Origin of the sequence: Actinocrispum sp. NPDC049592 (assembly GCF_040675465.1) — a bacterium.
GTDB lineage: Bacteria > Actinomycetota > Actinomycetes > Mycobacteriales > Pseudonocardiaceae > Kibdelosporangium.
Genome location: NZ_JBFAPA010000001.1, coordinates 773380 through 791991 on the forward strand (window position 1 = coordinate 773380; position 18612 = coordinate 791991).

Annotated in this window: 22 protein-coding genes; 11 read left to right on the forward strand and 11 right to left on the reverse strand. The window is 68.8% G+C overall.

Features of this window, described 5'->3' with window-relative positions:
- The first annotated feature begins 70 nt into the window (after window positions 1-70).
- Window positions 71-1057, forward strand: coding sequence for a septum formation family protein (locus tag AB0J95_RS03675; RefSeq protein ID WP_364751771.1), 987 nt, complete (start codon window positions 71-73; stop codon window positions 1055-1057).
- A gap of 7 nt (window positions 1058-1064) precedes the next feature.
- Entirely contained in the window at window positions 1065-1415 is a 351-nt protein-coding gene (locus AB0J95_RS03680; RefSeq protein ID WP_364751773.1) for a metallopeptidase family protein, read from the forward strand.
- A 179-nt stretch (window positions 1416-1594) separates the two neighbouring features.
- Here AB0J95_RS03680 and AB0J95_RS03685 read toward each other — a convergent pair whose 3' ends face one another.
- Window positions 1595-2773, reverse strand: coding sequence for an RtcB family protein (locus AB0J95_RS03685; protein WP_364751776.1), 1179 nt, complete (start codon window positions 2771-2773; stop codon window positions 1595-1597).
- A gap of 66 nt (window positions 2774-2839) precedes the next feature.
- On the opposite strand from AB0J95_RS03685, the gene tenA reads away from it, so the two are divergent.
- Together tenA and shbA are read left to right on the forward strand one after the other, a co-directional pair.
- The gene (gene tenA / locus AB0J95_RS03690; RefSeq protein WP_364751778.1) at window positions 2840-3493 is read left to right on the forward strand and encodes a thiaminase II; all 654 of its coding nucleotides are present in this window, start codon (window positions 2840-2842) and stop codon (window positions 3491-3493) included.
- 155 nt (window positions 3494-3648) lie between these two features.
- On the forward strand, window positions 3649-4212 hold the full coding sequence (gene shbA / locus AB0J95_RS03695; protein WP_364751781.1) for an RNA polymerase sigma factor ShbA: 564 nt from the start codon (window positions 3649-3651) through the stop codon (window positions 4210-4212).
- Here shbA and AB0J95_RS03700 read toward each other — a convergent pair.
- From AB0J95_RS03700 to AB0J95_RS03710, 3 genes are all read right to left on the reverse strand, one after another.
- Window positions 4202-4573 (reverse strand): YciI family protein, encoded by a 372-nt coding sequence (locus tag AB0J95_RS03700; RefSeq protein ID WP_364751783.1) that lies wholly within the window; start codon window positions 4571-4573, stop codon window positions 4202-4204. The genes shbA and AB0J95_RS03700 overlap by 11 nt on opposite strands.
- Window positions 4574-4695: 122 nt before the next feature.
- Entirely contained in the window at window positions 4696-5025 is a 330-nt protein-coding gene (locus tag AB0J95_RS03705; RefSeq protein WP_364751785.1) for a nucleotide pyrophosphohydrolase, read from the reverse strand.
- A gap of 10 nt (window positions 5026-5035) precedes the next feature.
- Window positions 5036-5236, reverse strand: coding sequence for a hypothetical protein (locus tag AB0J95_RS03710; protein WP_364751788.1), 201 nt, complete (start codon window positions 5234-5236; stop codon window positions 5036-5038).
- 197 nt (window positions 5237-5433) lie between these two features.
- Between AB0J95_RS03710 and AB0J95_RS03715 the strand changes: the two genes are divergently transcribed.
- Both AB0J95_RS03715 and AB0J95_RS03720 read left to right on the forward strand, forming a co-directional pair.
- Window positions 5434-7125: a histidine kinase gene (locus AB0J95_RS03715; protein ID WP_364751791.1), complete on the forward strand. Its 1692-nt coding sequence runs from the start codon at window positions 5434-5436 to the stop codon at window positions 7123-7125.
- Window positions 7122-7769: a response regulator transcription factor gene (locus AB0J95_RS03720; RefSeq protein WP_364751794.1), complete on the forward strand. Its 648-nt coding sequence runs from the start codon at window positions 7122-7124 to the stop codon at window positions 7767-7769. Before AB0J95_RS03715 ends, AB0J95_RS03720 begins: the two co-directional genes overlap by 4 nt.
- A 1-nt stretch (window position 7770) precedes the next feature.
- On the opposite strand, the gene AB0J95_RS03725 is transcribed toward AB0J95_RS03720, so the two are convergent.
- Both AB0J95_RS03725 and AB0J95_RS03730 read right to left on the reverse strand, forming a co-directional pair.
- A complete protein-coding gene (locus AB0J95_RS03725; RefSeq protein ID WP_364751797.1) occupies window positions 7771-8145 on the reverse strand; it encodes a PASTA domain-containing protein in 375 nt (124 codons plus the stop codon).
- 13 nt (window positions 8146-8158) lie between these two features.
- Window positions 8159-9361 carry an Ig-like domain-containing protein gene (locus tag AB0J95_RS03730; protein WP_364751800.1) on the reverse strand — a complete coding sequence of 401 codons (1203 nt, stop codon included), beginning with the start codon at window positions 9359-9361 and terminating at the stop codon, window positions 8159-8161.
- 138 nt (window positions 9362-9499) lie between these two features.
- On the opposite strand from AB0J95_RS03730, the gene AB0J95_RS03735 reads away from it, so the two are divergent.
- Window positions 9500-10240 carry an SDR family NAD(P)-dependent oxidoreductase gene (locus AB0J95_RS03735; RefSeq protein ID WP_364751803.1) on the forward strand — a complete coding sequence of 247 codons (741 nt, stop codon included), beginning with the start codon at window positions 9500-9502 and terminating at the stop codon, window positions 10238-10240.
- Here AB0J95_RS03735 and AB0J95_RS03740 read toward each other — a convergent pair.
- The 4 genes from AB0J95_RS03740 to pheA all read right to left on the reverse strand — a co-directional run bounded on the left by AB0J95_RS03740 (window position 10237) and on the right by pheA (window position 13139).
- A complete protein-coding gene (locus tag AB0J95_RS03740; protein ID WP_364751806.1) occupies window positions 10237-10884 on the reverse strand; it encodes a DUF4232 domain-containing protein in 648 nt (215 codons plus the stop codon). The two genes, AB0J95_RS03735 and AB0J95_RS03740, sit on opposite strands and share 4 nt — an antisense overlap.
- A gap of 55 nt (window positions 10885-10939) precedes the next feature.
- Window positions 10940-11548: an FMN-binding negative transcriptional regulator gene (locus AB0J95_RS03745; protein ID WP_364751809.1), complete on the reverse strand. Its 609-nt coding sequence runs from the start codon at window positions 11546-11548 to the stop codon at window positions 10940-10942.
- A gap of 65 nt (window positions 11549-11613) precedes the next feature.
- Complete coding sequence (locus AB0J95_RS03750) at window positions 11614-12225, reverse strand: histidine phosphatase family protein (protein WP_364753452.1); 612 nt, start codon at window positions 12223-12225, stop codon at window positions 11614-11616.
- A 5-nt stretch (window positions 12226-12230) separates the two neighbouring features.
- Complete coding sequence (gene pheA, locus AB0J95_RS03755; RefSeq protein ID WP_364751812.1) at window positions 12231-13139, reverse strand: prephenate dehydratase; 909 nt, start codon at window positions 13137-13139, stop codon at window positions 12231-12233.
- 76 nt (window positions 13140-13215) lie between these two features.
- Here pheA and AB0J95_RS03760 point away from each other — a divergent pair, with 76 nt between their 5' ends.
- Entirely contained in the window at window positions 13216-13812 is a 597-nt protein-coding gene (locus AB0J95_RS03760) for a macro domain-containing protein (RefSeq protein ID WP_364751814.1), read from the forward strand.
- The gene (locus AB0J95_RS03765) at window positions 13809-16343 is read left to right on the forward strand and encodes a hypothetical protein (RefSeq protein ID WP_364751817.1); all 2535 of its coding nucleotides are present in this window, start codon (window positions 13809-13811) and stop codon (window positions 16341-16343) included. The genes AB0J95_RS03760 and AB0J95_RS03765 overlap by 4 nt, the downstream gene beginning before the upstream one ends.
- Here the strand turns inward: AB0J95_RS03765 and AB0J95_RS03770 are convergent.
- Window positions 16332-16817, reverse strand: coding sequence for a GNAT family N-acetyltransferase (locus tag AB0J95_RS03770; RefSeq protein WP_364751820.1), 486 nt, complete (start codon window positions 16815-16817; stop codon window positions 16332-16334). The two genes, AB0J95_RS03765 and AB0J95_RS03770, sit on opposite strands and share 12 nt — an antisense overlap.
- Before the next feature lie 71 nt (window positions 16818-16888).
- On the opposite strand from AB0J95_RS03770, the gene coaA reads away from it, so the two are divergent.
- Together coaA and AB0J95_RS03780 are read left to right on the forward strand one after the other, a co-directional pair.
- The gene (gene coaA, locus AB0J95_RS03775) at window positions 16889-17812 is read left to right on the forward strand and encodes a type I pantothenate kinase (protein ID WP_364751822.1); all 924 of its coding nucleotides are present in this window, start codon (window positions 16889-16891) and stop codon (window positions 17810-17812) included.
- Between the two features lie 2 nt (window positions 17813-17814).
- Complete coding sequence (locus AB0J95_RS03780) at window positions 17815-18447, forward strand: response regulator transcription factor (RefSeq protein ID WP_364751824.1); 633 nt, start codon at window positions 17815-17817, stop codon at window positions 18445-18447.
- Window positions 18448-18612 lie beyond the last annotated feature (165 nt).

Genomic DNA, 18612 nt, shown 5'->3' on the forward strand with positions numbered 1-18612 from the left:
CCCTGCGGAGTACGGCATGATGGAATAGATGTCGAAGAGCGCCGCACGGTTTCGTTCAAACGACCGGACCTTGAGCACCCGCCTGGTGATGGGCGGTGCGTTCGTGGGTGCGCTCGTGGTGCTGACCCTGAGCATGGTCTTCTCCTGGCCGGTCCGGGTGACCGCGAACGCGGGCGACGAGGCGGCCGAGAACCTGCAGAAGGCCTTCGACGCGCCGGCCGGCAGCTGCCTGACCTGGAAGCCCGACGGCGCCGACATGCGGCCGATCGGATGTGACCAGCCCCACTTGTTCGAGGTCACCGGGGACGTGGACATTTCCGGCGAACACGGCAAGGACGAGGCCCCCTTGAGCCTCGACGCGTGGCGGGACATCGCGAAGCAGAAGTGCGCCAAGAGCGCCGCCGACTATCTGGGCGGCAAACTCGACCCCTTCGGGAAGTTCAGCGTCGGCGCCCTCAAACCGTCGGACGACCAGTGGCGCTCCGGCGACCGCAAGCTCCGCTGCGGCCTGCAGCGCGCGGGCCTGACCGGCAAGACATTGGTCCCGACCACCGGCACCGCGGTGAAGCAGGACCAGTCGGACATCTACGACCCGGGCACCTGCCTCGCACTGGTGGGCAAGACAGTCGGCGACCCCGTCCCCTGCACCAACGGGCACGCCTACGAGATCGTCGGCGTCGTCGACCTCGGCAAGGTCTTCACCCAAGGCGGTTTCCCCAGCGAGGAACAGCAACAGGCCGCCATGCTCGACCAGTGCACCAAACAGGTCGCCACCTACTCGGGCAACGCGAACCTCCAGGAGAAGAAGCTGACCCTCACCTGGGACACCCGCAAGCAGGAGAGCTGGGACGCCGGTTCACACCAGGCGGTGTGCAAGGTCGGCGCCACCCTCGAGGACGGCTCCGGCCTGGCCCTGGTGACCGGCAGCATCAAGGCCGCCCCCGTCGACTCCTCCGCGGTGCAGCCCCCAGCCAACGACCAGCCGAGCCAGCAACCCAACAGCGGCAACGACTCCGGCGGCGGCCAGCAACCCAGCCAGTCCGGCAGCGGCGGCTGACCCCACCATGCCCGTCGAGATGTCCCGGCAACGGTTCGAGGACCTGGTCAGCGACGCCCTCGACCTGATCCCGCCCCAGTTCGCCAAGGCGATGAGCAACGTCGTGGTCCTCGTCGAGGAGTTCAACCCCGAGTCCCCCTCCATCCTCGGCCTCTACCAGGGCATCGCCCTCACCGAGCGCACCTCCAACTACGGCGGCGTGCTCCCCGATCGCATCAGCATCTACCGCGAGCCGATCCTCTCGATCTGCGACACCGAGGAAGACGTCATCGAGGAAGTCGCCATCACCGTCGTGCACGAGATCGCCCACCACTTCGGCATCGACGACGCCCGCCTCCACGACCTCGGCTGGGGCTGAGCACCGCCACGAGGACCAGCACCAGCACCAAGGGTTAGCACGAACGGGTAGCACAACCACCCGTCCTAAGTGGACACCCCCCAACACCCGGGCACCTCGAAATGGGGATGAACCTGGTCGGGCTCGGGCGCGATTTTGTGCGGGGTGGCGGCGCACACAAGCTCGAGCCCTCTCAGCAATCACCCCTTGACACAGACCACCTGCTTCAACTTCGCCACGATCTCAACGAGATCCGACTGGTTCCGGATCACCTCGTCGATGTCCTTGTACGCCGCGGGAATCTCGTCCACCACACCCGAGTCCTTCCGGCACTCGACGCCGCGAGTCTGCTCGGCCAGATCCCGCGCACTGAACTGCTTGCGCGCCTTGGTCCGCGACATCCGCCGTCCCGCGCCGTGCGAAGCCGACTCGAACGAGTCCGGGTTTCCCAGTCCCCGCACGATGTACGACCCGGTGCCCATCGACCCCGGAATGATCCCGAGATCCCCGACCCCGGCACGGATAGCGCCCTTCCGGGTCACCATCACGTCCGCACCGAAGTGGGTCTCCTCCGCCACGTAGTTGTGGTGGCACGAGATCGGGTCCTCGAAGGTCACCTGGGGGAACTGCGCGCGCAGCACCGAGCAGACCAGGCGCAGCATCACCGCACGGTTGCGTCGCGCGTAGTCCTGCGCCCAGAACAGGTCGTGCCGGTAAGCCGCCATCTCCGGGGTGTTCGCCAGGAACACCGCCAGGTCGCGGTCCGGCAGCTCCTCGTTGTGCGCCAGGCCCCGGGCCACCGAAATGTGGTGCTGCGCGAGGATGTTGCCGATACCGCGCGATCCGGAGTGGAGCATCACCCAGACCTGGCCGGTGGTGTCCAGGCAGACCTCGATGAAGTGGTTACCGCCGCCGAGGGTGCCCATCTGGTGCAGGGCACGGGTGATCTCCAGCTTGGCCGCCTCCGCCAGTGAGTCGAAGCCGCGCCAGAACGCGTCCCAGTCCGAGGCGTCCCGGTCGTCGAACGCGGTCGCCTTGTGCATCCCGAACCCGACCGGGACGGACGCCTCGATCGCCGAGCGCATCCGGCCGAGGTCGTCCGGAAGGTCGTTGGCGGTCAACGAGGTCCGCACGGCCGCCATGCCGCAGCCGATGTCAACGCCGACCGCGGCGGGCGAAACCGCGTCCCGCATGGCGATCACGGACCCGACTGTGGCGCCCTTGCCGTAGTGCACGTCCGGCATCACGGCCACGTGCTTGAAGGCCCATGGCAGCGCGGAGATGTTGTGCAGCTGGCGCATGGCCTGCTCCTCGACCTGTTCGGGCCGGGTCCAGAGTCGGATGTCCACGTTCTTGCCGCGGATCACGGTTGCGTTCACGCCGACCAGGCTAGAGCCCGCCAAAGTCCTGGCACGAGCGATATTCGGCGTGCGACCATCGCGCGCGTGACCGGATTCTCCGAGCAGGCATGGAAACGGACCGAGCGGCTGCAGCAGGCCATTCTCGAGCTGCCGTTCAACACCGAGCTGGCCGGCGGTTCACTGTCCCGGGACCGGTTCCAGTTCTACATCGCGCAGGACGCGCGCTACCTCGTCGGGTTCAGCCGGGCGTTGGCGGTCGCCGCCACCCGCGCGGACGACCACGACGAGGTGGTTTTCTTCGCGAACGCCGCGCACGAGGCCATCGCGGTCGAACGCCAGCTGCACGAGGGGTACGGGATCGTCGACGTGGAGACCTCGCCGACCTGCCTGGCGTACACGTCGTATCTGCTCGCGGTCGCGCAGACCGGTTCGTACGCCGAGCTCATCGCGGCCCTGCTGCCGTGTTTCTGGGTCTACCACCACGTGGGCACCGACATCCTCAAGCGCCAGACCAGCGACAACCCGTACCAGGCGTGGATCGACACGTACGCCGACGAGAGTTTCGGGGCGGCGGTGGCGAACTGCCGCCAAGCCGTGGACCGTGCCGCGGAGACCGTCGGGAGCGATACACAGGAGCGGATGTTCGCGGCCTTCTCCCGGGCGAGCGAGTACGAGTGGCTGTTCTGGGACAGCGCCTACCGGCTCGAGGGATGGCCCACAGAACGATTCCGTAACTGACCGGCTACGCAGCAGATTTCCTGCTGACTTCGCGTATCTGGCGGTTCGCCGCTGACTCCTGTCCTCACGGGGAGGCCCGCGGCGAGGAGGCACGAATGTCCGTTAGTGCGTTGGCGGAACGGCCGGACACTGCTCAGACACGGCTTGGGGAGCCCGTGGATGAGATCGTGCTGAACGCCGTGGTGGAGGCGGCCGTGTCGGGGGACACGGCCGCCACAGAATGGCTGTTGTCCTATGTGCGGCCGTTGGTGCTGCGCTACTGCCAGTCCCGGATCGGCGGTCACCGCACCGCGATCGCGGTGGACGACGTGGCCCAGGAGGTCCTGCTCGCGCTGTTCCGCGCGCTGCCGACCTACCGCAACCAGGGCCGCCCGTTCCTGGCGTTCGTCTACGGCATCGCCGGCCACAAGGTCGCCGACGCCCGGCGCAACGCGGCCCGGATCGCCGCCGCGCTGCCCGTGCCGGAGATCCCGGACGTGGCCTCGCAGGAGGCGACGCCCGAGCAGCACGCCCTGCAGTTCGAGCTGACCAGTCGGATCGAGAACCTGCTGCGCAAGGTGCTCTCGCCGCGCCAGCACGAGATCCTGGTGCTGCGCCTGGTGGTCGGGCTGTCCGCGGAGGAGGTCGCGGACGTGATGGGCTCGACCCCGGGGGCCATCCGGGTGGCGCAGCACCGGGCGCTCACCCGGCTGCGGAAGGTCGTCGCGGTCAGCCGTTGAGGGCCTCGATGTCCTCGAACTCGACGACCTGGCGCACCTCGACCTCGATCTCGTCGAACAGGGCGGCATAGCGCTCGGCGAACGCCACGGCGTCGGCCTTGTCCTTGGCGTTGATGAGTGCGAACCCGCCGATGACCTCTTTGGCCTCGGTGAACGGGCCGTCGGTGGCCTTGATGGCGGCGCCGCGGGTCTTGCGCACCCGCGCGCCCTTCGCCGACGGGTGCACGCCCTCGGCGGTGATCAGGATGCCCTTGTCGATCGAGTCCTGGATGAACGCACCCATCGACTCGATGAACTCCTTGCTGGGGTTCCACGCCTCGGGGGCGCTCTCGTCCAGCCGGTGCATCAGAAGGAACCGCATCGCATACTCCCTGTCGTCAGACCGGCCCTCGTGGCCGGCCACACCCCCACGTCGATCAGCGACGCGCGGCCTCGACAGTTTTATAACCGGCCCCTGCGGGGGCTCCCACCCCCACCGCCTTTCTACCGGGAATTTCCGGCGACCGGTGGGAAGCGGTGCTCGTTGCGGTCGATCTTGGCGTGCGCCTCCTTGGCCAGGTCCACCCCGAGGGTGTCGGCCAGCTGCACGAGGTAGAGCAGGACGTCCGCCAGCTCGTCCTTCACCTTCCCGGCCTGCTCCGGATCGGCCATCACCTGCGTGGACTCGTCCGGGGTCAGCCACTGGAACAGCGAGATGAGCTCACCGGTCTCCCCGGACAAGGCCATGACCAGGTTCTTCGGCGTGTGGTACTGCTCCCAGTCGCGGGCCTGGCGAAACGCCCGCAACCGCTCGGTCAGCTCATCGAAGCTCATACCCCAGTGACTACATGGTGGCCGGACGGGCGACCACGGTGGGGGTGGCCTGCTTGCGCGCGACCCTGGCCTGCACCTGGGTCCGGCGGCGGTCCCGGCGGCGCTGCGCCAGCCAGCCGTCCAGCTCGACGATCACCGGGCCGAGCGCCATCAGCAGCAGCAAGGTGGTCGCGACAGCGATCCCGATCCAGGTCATCACCAGTGCGAACATCTCGGTCTCCTCTGTTTCCAACGCTGTTTCGAACGTGCCACCAGCATCGCCCGGGAAACGGTGTCGCCGAATCGGCCGAAGAGTCGGCGGGCGACACCGATCGGCCCTGCTCACAGACCCGTGGATGGCCGATCGGCCGACCCGCCCGCACCGGTTGACCGAGGCGGATCGCCCCTAGGGGTGCCAAGCTCTAGGCCGTGACGGCGCCACCTCTCGTGCCAGCGAACAACCGCTGGCTGCTAGCCCTGCTCGCTGGGTCCTTCCTGATCGACGTCCTGCTGGCGGTGGGTGCCGGGCTGGGAGCGTTGGGGGCGTTGCCGGGCGGGGCGCTGATGGTGGCGTGCGCGATGCTGGGCACCAGGCAGCCCGCCGAGGGGGCGGTGGCCGGTGGGCTGACCATGCTGATGTCGACCGCGTTCGTGCGGTTCAGCGACTCGGTGCCGCGCTCGCTGGGCATCAACGACCTGCTGCTGTCCGAGATGGCCGCCGGGGTCACGCTGGTGGTGCTGGTCATCTGGCGGTGCAAGCCGCTGATCTCGATCCCGTGCACCGCGCTGCTGGTGGTGGCCGGGTTGGTGGCGACCTTCGGGCGGACCGGCCGGTTCGGCTCGTTCTCGATGTTCCGTTCCCTGCAGATCGGGCTGTTGCTGCTGGTCGGCGCGGTGGTGATCGGGGTCTACCTGCGCGGGACGACCGAGCGGCACACGGTGACCGAGCTGGGTTCGCTGGTCCGGCGGCAATGGCCGCTGGCGGCGGCACTCGCGATCCTGCTGTTCCTCGACGTCGGGGTGATCGAGACGTCGACAACGCATGTCTTGGCCATGGGCGGCGCGGTTTTCGCCGGGATCTGCGCGTTCTTCGCGCCGCGCGCCCCGGTCCCCCTGGCACTGACCGCGACCGCCGGGATCGCGTTGGCGCCGCTGGCGTTGTGGGTGGCCGAGAGCGTTGTTTCGGTCGGCCGGGTAGGCGAGCCGATCGTGCTCAGCGAGGTCGCCGCGACCATGGCGCTGATCGCGTTCGTGACCCGCTGGGGCCCGCGCTGGCCGGCCATCCTCAGCACGCTCGCGCTGTCCACGTCGTCGCTGATCGCCCTGCAGCTGCGCTCCGAGTTCGCCGGCAAGGAGCGGTGGTCCAGCTTCGGCGTGTGGCTGGGCCTGTTGTTCGTCGTCTCGGTGGCCACCGGCCTGTACTTCCGGTCCCGCGACCGGGAACGCGCCCAGACCATCAGCGTGGCGGTCACCGGCGCCCAGCAGTCCGAGCGGATGGCGCTCGCCCGCGAGCTGCACGACGTCGTGGCCCACCACGTGACCGGCATCGTGGTGCAGGCCCAGGCGGCCCAGCTGGTGGCCGGGCGGGATCCGCAGGTCGCGGTCGGCGCGCTGGCGAAGATCGAGGTCAGCGGCGTGGAGGCGTTGAAGGCCATGCGGTTCCTGGTGGCCAGCATGCGCGGCAGCCAGAAACCGGTGGGCGCGTCCGCGGCCACCGAGCAGGCCACCACCGACCTCGCGGCCGACCTGCACACCGTCGTCGAGCACTTCGGCGGGCCGCCGGTCACGCTTGACCTGAGCTTCCCGGAGCAGGTGCCGCACGAGGTCGGCCGGTCGGTGCTTCGGCTGGTGCAGGAGTCGCTGACCAACGTCGGCAAGCACGCGCTGGGCGCGCGGAACGTGCAGGTCCAGGTCACCCTGCGGGTGGACGAGCTGTACGTCAGGGTCAGCGACGACGGCGTGGCCAGGCGCGCCGACCCGGTTGGCGGGTCGGGCGGATACGGTCTGGTCGGCATGCGCGAACGCGTGGAGCTGCTCGGCGGCCGGTTCACCGCCGGCCCGGCCGAGCCGGCCGGCTGGCGCGTCGAGGCCTGGCTACCACTAGGAAAAGAGGGCGAGTGACGATCCGGGTGCTGATCGCCGACGATCAGGAGATGGTCCGGGCCGGGTTCCGGATGATCCTGGAGACCCAGGAGGACATCGAGGTGGTCGCCGACGTCGCCGACGGGCTGTCGGCCGTGCAGCGAGCCCGGGAGCTGCGCCCCGACGTGTGCCTGCTGGACATCCGGATGCCCGGGATGGACGGCCTCGAGGTGACCAAGGTCCTCGCGGGCCCCGGCGTCACCGACCCCCTGAAGGTCGTCGTGGTGACCACGTTCGACCTCGACGAGTACGTGCACACCGCGTTGGCCAACGGCGCCAGCGGGTTCCTGCTCAAGGACGCCGGCCCCGCGCTGTTGCTCGAAGCTGTGCGCGCAGCCGTCCGCGGCGACGCCCTGATCTCCCCGCAGATCACCGTCCGCCTGCTGCAGCACTTCTCCCAGCCCGCGAGGTCTTCGGTGTCAACGGATGTCGCGCTGACCGAGCGGGAACAGGACGTCGTGCGCTCAGTCGCCCGCGGCCTGACCAACACCGAGATCGGCAACGAGCTCTACATGTCCCTGTCGACGGTGAAGACCCATCTCGCCGCCGTCCAAGCGAAAATCGACGCCCGCAACCGCGTCGAGGTCGCCGCCTGGGCCTGGCGCACGGGCCTGATGAACTGAGCTACTTGTCGTCGTACTTCTTGGAGCGGAGGGTGATTCGCTCCTTGGTGAGCAGGACCGTGCCGCCCTTGGGGATCTGGTCGACGACGACCCAGTTGCGGTCGAGCAGGAGCCTTCGGCCCTGGCCGGTCGCGTCCTGCTCGCCGAGGTTGTAGAAACCGGCTGCCTGCAACAGGTCCTGGGCCTCCTGGTGGTTCTTGCCGACCACGTCCGGGACGATGTTGCCCTGGGGGGCGGGCTTTCCGGGCACCACGGTCTGGCCGATGACGGCCTCCGGAGATGCCACGACCGGGGCCTGTTGCTGTGCGGGTGGCGATGTCGTCGAGCACGCCGCCACCAGCAGCACCGAGACCCCGGTCAGGAAGGCTTTCCGCACGCCTCCACGGTACTTACTTCAGCGCGGAACCGGCCTGCCAAGTGGCCCAATCCAGCGCCCAGTCGCCGTAGGTGTCCCAGACCGGCAGCTGCGGGCCGCCGGAGTTGGTCACCTCGACGACGTCGCCGAGGTTGAAGTGGTCGAAGAACCAGGAGGCGTTCGCCGCGTTGAGGTTGATGCAGCCGTGCGAGACGTTCGAACTTCCTTGCGCGCCAACGCTGTTCGGGTTCTCGTGGACGAACTCGCCGTCGTTGGACATGCGCATGGCGAAGTGCTCGAGCGACCGGTAGGCCTTCGGGTTCGGCGGGCAGACGCCGTACGTGCAGGAGTCCATGGTGTAGTCGCGCTGCTTGTCGGAGATGACGTGCGCGCCCAGGTGCGTCGGGGTGGCGTCCTTGCCCATGCTGATCGGCATCGTCTTGACCATGGTGCCGTTCTGGAAGATCTGCATCTGCTCGGTGTTGCCGTCCGCCTTGGCCACCCAGGAGTCGTGCACCTTCAGGTTGAGGTCGCGGTCGGTCTGCCCGTAGACCCCGCCGCCGAGGTCGATGCCGTACACACCGGCGTGCAGCTTGATCGTGGTACCGGCCTGCCAGTACACCTTGGGCCGGTAGTGCACCTCGCGCTTGCTGATCCAGTACCAGCCGCCGGGCTGGTCGGGGGTCGCGGTGACCTTCAGCGCCTTCTCGGCGGCGGCCTTGTCGGTGATGTCCTTGTCGAACTTCACCACGAGCGGCTGGCCGACGCCGACCTCGGTGACACTGGGCGCGGGGATGAACGAGGGGAACGCGGTGGCCTTGGGCGCCAGGGTCTTCACCGTGACGTTCTGGTCGGCCTTCTTACCGTCGTCGGTGACCGCCGAGACCTGGACGGCATAGGAGGAGCCATATGCGAGCGGCTCACTCGACGTCCAGGAAGTTTTGTCATCGGAATAGGAACCCTTTACTTTCGAGCCCTTGGCCGAGTTCGTGACGGTGACCGAATCGAGCTTCCCGCCGGTGGCCTTCACCACGACCGGATTGGTCGGCGAGATGTTGTCCCCGGCCGGCGTCACGTCGATCTTGACCGGCGGCGGCGCGGCCGAAGAACTACCAGCTGAGCCACCCGTCGAGCCGTCCCCAGCGGCCGGCGGCGAGTCCGTTGAGCTGCATGCCCCCGCGAACAGGACGCCGACCAGGATCGCGCCCGTTAGGAGCATTTTGTTCCGTTCAGTCATCGTTCCTCGCGCATTCTCGGCTGCTTCGATTCCCCACTTAACATGACGCCCCAGACCGCGAAAAGTTCATCGTTATCGGGCGGCTCACAATACGTCCGATTTGACCCGGGGCCTGCCGCAGGGTGTCTGATAGAGGGCATGACTTTGCAGGGGAAGGTCGCTCTGGTCACGGGGGCTTCGTCGGGGATCGGCGAGGCAACCGCCGAGGCGCTGGCCGCGGCCGGCGCGAACGTCGTGATCGCCGCCCGCCGCGTCGACCGGCTGGCCGCACTAGAGGAGAAACTCGCAGCTCAGGGCACCAAGGTGCTGAGCGTCGCGCTGGACGTGACCGACGAGGACGCGTGCCGGTCAGCGGTCCAGCAGACCGTCGACCAGTTCGGCGGACTGGATGTCCTTGTCAACAACGCCGGGCTGATGCTGCTCGGCAAGATCGAGGGCGCGGACACCACCGACTGGACGCGCATGATCAACACGAACGTGCTGGGGCTCATGTTCATGACGCATGCGGCACTGCCCCATCTGCTCGCCGGCGGCGGCTCGATCGTGAACATCTCGTCGGTGGCCGGCCGGGTCGCGCGCCTCGGCTCCGGCGCCTACAACGCCTCGAAGTTCGCGGTCGGCGCGTTCAGCGAGGCGCTGCGCCAGGAGGTGACCGCCCGCAACGTGCGGGTCATCCTGATCGAACCCGGGATGGTCGCCACCGAGCTGCGCACCCACATCACCGACCAGGAGGCCAAAGCGAACGCCGAGGCTCGGGCCGGGCAGATGCGTCAGCTGCAGGCGCCGGACATCGCCGGCGCGGTCGTGTGGGCCGTGACGCAGCCGGACCACGTCGCCATCAACGAAGTGCTCGTCCGGCCCACCGACCAGGTTCTCTAGATCTTCTCCATCGTCTTCACGCTGAGCTGCTGCCCGGGCGGGTTGCCCGCACAGCCCGTTCCCGGCAGCGGCAGGAACATCGACGCGGTGTCGTGCGGTGGGTAGATCCGCAGGCCCCGCGTCTCGGTCGGCCGGCACACGTTGGTGTCGAAGTTGCGCACCTGCACGAACCCGACCGGTGCCTGGGCGCGGCCGTTCGGCGCCAGCGTGATCACCGGGCCCTTGGCGCCGACGCGCTCGGCCGCCGGACCGACCTGGTGGCCGTCGTCGCCGGTCACGTACGAAACGCCCGGGAAGCCCTGCATGGTGCAGGTCCGGCCGCTCTTGTTGCTGAAGATGATCGGCCGGTACACGGTGCCGGCCGCCGCGTCGCCCTGGCCGAGGCTCAGGCTGAGGTCGGCCGCTTTGCACTCGCCGACGCCGCCGGTGGCCTGCTGGGGCGGCGGCGCGGGAGCTCCGGCCGCCTCCGACGTGGGCGACTGTGCCGGTGTGTCGCTCGGCGTCTCCGGCAGCGGTGCGGACGCGGAGGGCGACGACGTGGTGATGTCGGGGACCGAGGGGCCGGCGTTCGGCGTGGTCTGACTGCATGCCGCCAGCAGGACCAGGCTGCCCGCCGCCAGGATCCGGGTGAGTGGAACGTTCATGGCGTTCGCCTCCAGTGTCATCGTCTGGATGCCCACTGTGAGGACGTACCGAAACCTACTGAGGTTGCGTCAGACGTTCACCAAGATGGCGGGCGGCGGCCTGGTCCATCGGGCCGTCCCGGCCGGCCAGGCGCTCGCCGATCACCACCCGGTGCTCGACCGTCTTGTTGCCGCCGTACTTGAACTTCGCCCGGACGTTGATGATCGACAATTCGATCCCGCGGATGCCCTTGAGCAGGCGATCCTCCGCGTCGAGCGGCGTGCGGCCGCCGTCTGGCTCGAAGTGGTTCAGCTGGCGGTTGAGCAGTTCGGCCTTCGCCGCCGGATCGTCGATCACGGTCACCTCGCACTCGAACTGCACGGTCGCGTAGTACGAGGTCGGCACGCCCAGCGCGGGGTCGTCGAGGGTGTTCCAGTCCGACGGGATGTACGTGTAGTCCCCTACCACTGACAGCAGTGCGCGCGGGTTCTCGTCGAACGCCGCCCAGATCGGGTTGGGGCGCGCGAGGTGCAGCCAGATGGTGCGGTCGCCGTCGAGGACGAAGTGCGCCGGTGTCACCACCGGGTAGTCCCGGTCGCGGCCGGTCGCGATGAGCTGGCCGAAGTCCGGCAGCCACTTCAGCCACTCGGCGGGTACTGCGGCATCCCACGGGTGAACCAGCATGCCACCAGCCTGAACGCCGATGTGGACTTCCGAAAGTGCCAGTTATCGGGTATTCGAGAGGGCCACTAGTCGTGCATCAGCTCGAGGCCGGTCCACTCCAGGCACTGCCAGCCATCGCCGTTGGCCTCCAGCAGCACGTGACCCGTGTTGGGCAGGATGCCGATCTTGGCGACCCGGCCGTCGACGTTCGCCGCGAGCCATTCCGCGGCGAGCCGGATGGCGCCACCGTGGCTGACCAGCACGACCAGGCCGTCGGGGTGCTTGGCCTTGATCGCCTCGACGGCGGCCAGGTAGCGGGCCTGGACCTCCTGGCCGCTTTCCCCGCCGGGCATGCACGCGGTGAGGTCGTCCTGCGTCCACTTGTCGTAGACCTCGATGAACGTCTTCAGCGCTTCCTCGGTGGTCTTGCCTTCGAGGTCGCCGACGAAGACCTCCTGCACACCCTGGATGACCTGCACGTCCAGCCCGTGAGTCGAGGCGATGTGCTCGGCGGTCTGCTGGGCGCGGATGGCGGTGCTCGCGTACACGGCGACCACCGGTGAGGTGGCGATCCTGGCGGCGAAAGCGGCCGCCTGGGAGTGGCCCTCCTCGGTCAGCGGCGCGCCCGGCGGCTTGGAGTCCAGCGCGCGGGCGAGGTTCGACGGGGTCTGGCCGTGCCGGACGAGCAGCAGCTGCAGCGTGCTCATCGGCCCTCCTGGATCCGGGTCACCCAGGCGCGGGCGGCCGCGTAGTCGTCGTCCGAGTTCTTCGGCATCGGCTCGGACGGCGACCCGTCCGCCTTCGGATAGGACCCGAGGAACCGCACCTGGCGGCTGCTGCGGTGCAGGGCGGCCAGCGCGTCGGCGACCCGCTGCTCGGCGACATGCCCGTCGAAGTCCAGGTAGAACCGGTATTCGCCGTACAGCCCGCGCAACGGCCGCGACTCGATCCGGGTGAGGTTGATCCCCCGCAACGCCAGCTCGGACAGTGTGCTCGCCAGCGAACCCGGTTCGTCGTGGGCGATCACCACGGCCAGCGACGTCCGGTCCGACCCGGTCGGCGCGGGCAACGCGGCGGGCTGGCTCAACAGCAGGAACCGGGTGACGGCGTTGCGTACATCCGCGACGTCGGTAGCGAACTCCTCCAGCGGGTAGTGCAAAGCAGCCACTGGCGCGGACACAGCAGCGTCGTACTCCCCGTCGTACACCTGGGCGGCCGCGGCAGCCGTCGACGTGGTGACGACCTCGCGTGCGTTCGGCAGGTTCTCGGCCGTCCACTGCCGCACCTGCGTCAGGCCGTGCGGGAACGAGGCGATGGTCTTGATGTCCTCGGCCTGGGTGCCCGGCCGGACCAGGATCGAGAACCGCACCGGCAGGATCACCTCGCCGATCGCGATCAACGGCGAGTCCTCGGCCAGCGCGTCCATCGTGGCGGTGACCGCGCCGCCCACGGAGTTCTCCACCGGCACACAGCCGTAGTCGGCCTCACCCGCCCGGACCGCGGCCAGCACCTGGGGCACCGTCTCGACCGAGATGAACTCGGCCTCCCCGAAGGTCCGGGCAGCCTGCTCGGTGAACGTGCCCTGCGGTCCGAAGTAGGCGATACGTGTCACTGGACCACAATACGGGGTAGGTGGTTGACCCCTGATGGTGGTTTTCGTCCCGCGCCGGGCCTGACATGCTGGGACTGTGACCGCCGAATCGGAGGCCAGTACGACAAGCGTGTCGGGCACGTATCCGCTGGAGTTGGTGCTGTGCGCGGTTGAACAACCCCTGGCGCGGGCGTGGGAGGCGGCGGCGGAGGGGCGTTCCGGGATACGGGTGCACCACGGGTCCGTGCTCGATGTTCAGGTGCAGGCCGTGGTCAGCCCGGCGAACTCGTTCGGCTGGATGCGCGGCGGGATCGACGCGCTCTACGCCGAGGTGTTCCCGAACGTCGAGCAGACCGTGCGCAGTGGCGTGCTGGCGTTCCACGGCGGTGAGCTGCCCGTCGGCGAGGCCCTGATCGTGCCCACCGGTGTGCCGATGCCTGCCTGGCTGATCAGCGCGCCGACCATGCGCCGGCCCGGCGAGTCACTCCCCCACGACACCGTGCACCCCTACCTCGCGGCGCGCGGCGTGTTCCGGTTATGGCAGTCCGGCTTACTCGACGAGGGCGTGCTGATCCGCGAGGTCGTCCGGTCGATCGGCTTACCCGGGCTGGGCACCGGCACCGGCGGCGTCGCGCCCGAGACGTGCGCCCGCCAGGTGATGGCCGCCTGGGACGAGGTGTTCGCCACCCGGTGACCGACCGGATCCGCAATGAGATGTCCGGTGTGGCCCGCAGTGTCCTGCAGGCCGGGGTCATGCACGTCCACCAGGCACCAATGCGGCCCGACCCGGCTGTCGTGGCCCGGCCGATCGGCGAGTGGAACCCGTTCGACCTCGACGTCCACCGAGCCATCAGCACACCGGCCGACGCCCAGCTGCCAGAACTGCCCGGCTACCTCCGCCGCGACCACGACGACGTACTCGCCCAGCTGATCGCCGATCCCCAGCGAAGTCTCCTGGTGGTCCTGACCGGCGGTTCCTCGACGGGCAAGACTCGCGCCCTCTACGAGGCCGTGCGCGAGCTGCTCAGCGACTGGCCGCTGCTCTACCCCCGAACCTCGGACACCCTGCTCGGCCTGATCCAGCACGAGCGCATCAAGCCCCGGACCGTGCTGTGGCTCAACGAGACCCAGAACCACCTGTCCGGCCCCAGCGGCGACGCGGTGGCCGCATGGCTACGGGCGGTCCTGGACGGCTCCGTACCGGGCCCGATCGTCGTACTGGGCACACTGTGGCCGCAGTACTGGGCCGACCTCACCACGGTCGAGAACCCCCACACCCGCGCGCTACTACAGCACAGCGTTAAACGGGTGCGCGTGGCCGAACGCTTCACTCCTGAACAACTCTCTCAAGTCCGCGGCAACGAGGACATCGACCCCCGCCTGGCCGCCGCGGCGATCGCCAAAGATGGTCACGTCATCCAGACCCTCGCCGGCGGCCCCGCCCTGGTCGAACGCTACGAACACCCCGACCGCCCGACGGACCGCTACGCCGCCGCGATCATCAGCGCGGCGATTGACGCCCGCCGCCTCGGCTTCCGCTCCCTGCTCCCCTTGGCTTTGCTGGCGGACGCGGCCTCTGGGTATCTCAGCGACGAGGACCGCACGGACCCACCGCCGGACTGGTTCACCCAGGGCTTGGCGCAGGCCGCGAAGGACCCGGTGTACGGGATCACGGCGTTGACCGGGCGGCGGCTGCAGTCAGGCGTGGGACCGCCCGATGGCTACGACCTGCACGATTACCTCGACCAGCACGGCCAGGTCACCCGGCAACGGCTCCCCGCGCCGGAGTCGCTGTGGGAAGCGCTCACCGCACACGCCACAAACGGCAACGACCTTGTCCGGCTGCTGAACGTCGCCTATCCGCGGCTGCTCTACCGGTATGCAGACGTGTTGCTGCAGCGAGTTTCGGGGGACCAGCGCAGGCTGGTGGCGCAGTTGCTGGTCGAGTACGGGCGCCTCGACGCGGCGATCGCCATCGAGGAGGAGGACCCGGGTTTCCTGTACCACGGCCGCGAGACGATGGTCCGGCTGCTGCTGGCGAAGGACCGCCCGGACGACGCTCTGCGGCTCTACCTGAGCGCAGTCGAACGAAGCCAGTCCTATCCCCCGGACGTCGACGTCGTCGACATGTTCCTCGACCATGGCGCCACCGAACAGGCTCTGCAGGCGCTTCGCCACCTGGCCAAATCGGAGGTCATCCGCATGAAGCTGGCCAGAGTCCTGGCCGCGCACCAGCGGATCGACGAACTGCGGGAGCGCGCCGGAACGGGCGACTCGAAAGCGGCGGAACAGCTGGCCGACCATCTCGCCGACACCGGCCAGTGGGCAGAGGCGCTGGCTTTCGTCCGTGGTTGTGAGTACGACTGGCGGACCCGGTGGCTCGCCGAGCGGCTCGCGGGTAGCGGCCGGCTCGACCGGTTGCGCGAGCTGAGCGCGCTGTACCCCGCCGAGACATTCGAGCCACTGATGGCCGCGCTGCTCGCGAGCGGTGCGGTGACCGAGGCGATGCGGCTGTACGACGCCAGGACACTCGAGGGCCTGAACTACCTGCCGAGCGAGCGGGTGGTGGAGTCGCTGGTGGCGCACGGCGAGACCAGCCGCGTCGTCGACATGGTCGTGAACCGGCAGGGTCCGGGCGAGGGCGACGGCAGCACCACGTTGTTCCAGTCCCTCATCCGGTCGATGCGTGCCCATGGCCGGACCGACGAGGCAGAACGAATGCTGCGCAAGCTGATCGCGCCGGGTGAGTCCGGGGAGCATTGGCTTCATGCCACGGCCGAGGAGCAGCTGCTGGATCTGCTGGCCGACCAGGGTGACTGGGCGCAGGTGCTGAGCATGCTGCGGGACGCCAGGCCTTCGTCGCGGTCGTGGTTCGTCGAGAAACTCGCGGATCTGGGCAAACTGGATCAGTTGCGGCGGCTCGCGCGTACCGGCAACGGGCTGGCGCAGCAGTTCCTCGTCATCGAGTTGCGGAAGGCGGGCCGTTGCGCTGAAGCGCTGGACCTGATGCGGGAGTTCGCCGAGGCCCAGCGGGGTATCGGGGTGCTCGGCGCGGAGCTGCTCGCCGAGCGCATGCAGTTCGCCGAACTGCGTGACCGCACCGCTCGCGGCGACCGGCACTGTGGGCGTCAGCTGGCCGAGCTGGCTTACCTCGGTGTCCTGCCGCAGGCTGAGCAGTTGCTCAAGTACGGGCTGACCGTGGACGGGGCCATCTCAGAGGGTTAGTTCCAGTTCGAGTTCGTCACGGATCGGGATGCCGTGCTCGCCGGTCAGCGGGATCTCGGGTTTGACCTTGCGGGACTCGGCTATGGCGTTCACGCGCAGTTCTTTGAGCCGGTAGCCGAGGCGTTGGTAGAAGCGCAGGCCGTCGGTGTTGTCGTTGGTGGTCATCAGGAAGATGCGCTTGATGCCCTGGGCGCGGAGGATCTCCTCGGCTCTTTTCATCAACGCTTTGCCGATGCCGCTGCCGGCGCGGAAGGCGTTCAGCGTGACGATCTCCGCCGAAGTCCCGGTGATCTCATAGGTGAGCAAGCCGACAATCTCAGCGTGATCTTCGGCAATCAGGCCTGGCAACGTGCCCGGGTCCACCACCCGGGCCTGTCCAACGACAACCGTTGGGGCACCCCAGCTTTCGGTCACCAGTTGGCGTACGACGTCCTGGTCGGCGGGGACAAGGGCACGCAGCGTGTAGTTCGTCACAGCGCAAGGTTGCCAGTCAGCACCTACCGTTGACCTGTTGTTTTCCCCTGCCTCGGCGAGGAGTGGGCGCGATGGCGCGCGTGCGAGACCTGACCCCGTACGTTGAGCTGCATCGGGACCAGTGGCGAGAACTCCGCAAGTCGACCCCGCTGCCCCTGAGTGCCGGCGACCTGGCCCGGCTGCGCGGTCTGAACGACCCGGTGGACCTCAGTGAGGTCGCCGAGGTCTACCTGCCGCTGTCCCGGTTGATCAACCTCCAGGTCGCCGCGCGGCAGAGACTCAGCGACGCCACCGCCACCTTCCTCGGCGAGAAGGAGAAGGTGCCGTTCATCATCGGCGTGGCCGGCAGTGTCGCGGTCGGCAAGTCGACCACCGCGCGGGTGCTGCGGGCACTGCTCGCGCGCTGGCCGGACCACCCGCAGGTGGACCTGGTCACCACCGACGGGTTCCTGTGGCCGCGGGCGGAGTTGCTGCGCCGCGGGATCATGCACCGCAAGGGGTTCCCGGAGAGCTACGACCGCCGGGCGCTGCTGCGGTTCGTCTCCGAGGTGAAGGCGGGGGCGCCGGAGGTGCGCGCGCCGGTCTACTCGCACCTGCTGTACGACATCGTGCCCGGCGAGGAGCAGATCGTCCGGCAACCGGACATCCTCATCGTCGAGGGCCTGAACGTGCTGCAGCCCGGGCCGCGGCTCGCGGTGGCCGACCTGTTCGACTTCTCGATCTTCGTCGACGCGCACACCGAGGACGTCGCCCGCTGGTACGTCGAGCGGTTCCTGACCCTGCGGCACACCGCGTTCGCCAACCCCGAGTCGCACTTCCACCACTACGCCTCGCTGACCGACGAGGAGGCCCGGTGCGAGGCGATGCAGCTGTGGACCACCATCAACGAGCCCAACCTCGTGCAGAACATCCTCCCGACCCGGCCGCGGGCCACGCTCGTGCTGCGCAAGGACGCCGAACACAACGTCGGCCGGGTGCGGCTCCGTAAGCTCTAGGCATGACTGTCCGGTTGCTGCTCGTCGACGATCACGAGGTCGTCCGCCGTGGGCTGCGCGGCCTGCTGGACGGCGAGGATGACATCGAGGTGGTGGCCGAGGCGGGCAGCGTCGGCGAGGCCATCGCGCAGGTAACAGCCAGCAGACCGGACGTGGCGATCGTCGATGTGCGGCTGCCGGACGGCAACGGCGTCGAGCTGTGCCGCACCCTGCGCGCGATGCCCGACGGACCCCGGTGCCTGGTGCTGACCGCGTTCGACGACGAGGAGGCCCTGGTCGGCGCGATCATGGCGGGCGCGTCGGGGTACCTGCTGAAACAAGTCCGCGGCCAGGACCTGGTGACCGCCGTGCACGAAGTCGCCGCCGGCCGCTCCCTGCTCGACCCGGTGACCACCGGCCGCGTGCTGGAACGCATGCGCCGAGCCGCCGACTCCGACGAACTGAACACCCTCACGGACCGCGAACGGCGGGTGCTGGAGCTGATCGGCGAAGGCCTGACAAACCGCCAGATCGCCGAAACCATGTTCCTGGCGGAGAAAACGGTGAAGAACTACGTCACCTCGGTGCTCGCCAAACTCGGCATGGAACGCCGAACCCAAGCAGCCGCCTGGGTAGCCCGCCGCTCAACCCGCTGACACCACCACTCCCGGAGCAAGAACAACGGTGGTGTGAGGGCTGCCCGGACTGCCGCATGCACCCCCCGGCATGCCCCCACCCTCCCGGGGGCGGCCCCAATGCCAGTCTATCGGCGATGGAGCCTGCGGAGGGGAAAGCGGCGCCAGCTGTGGACAAGCTGGCGG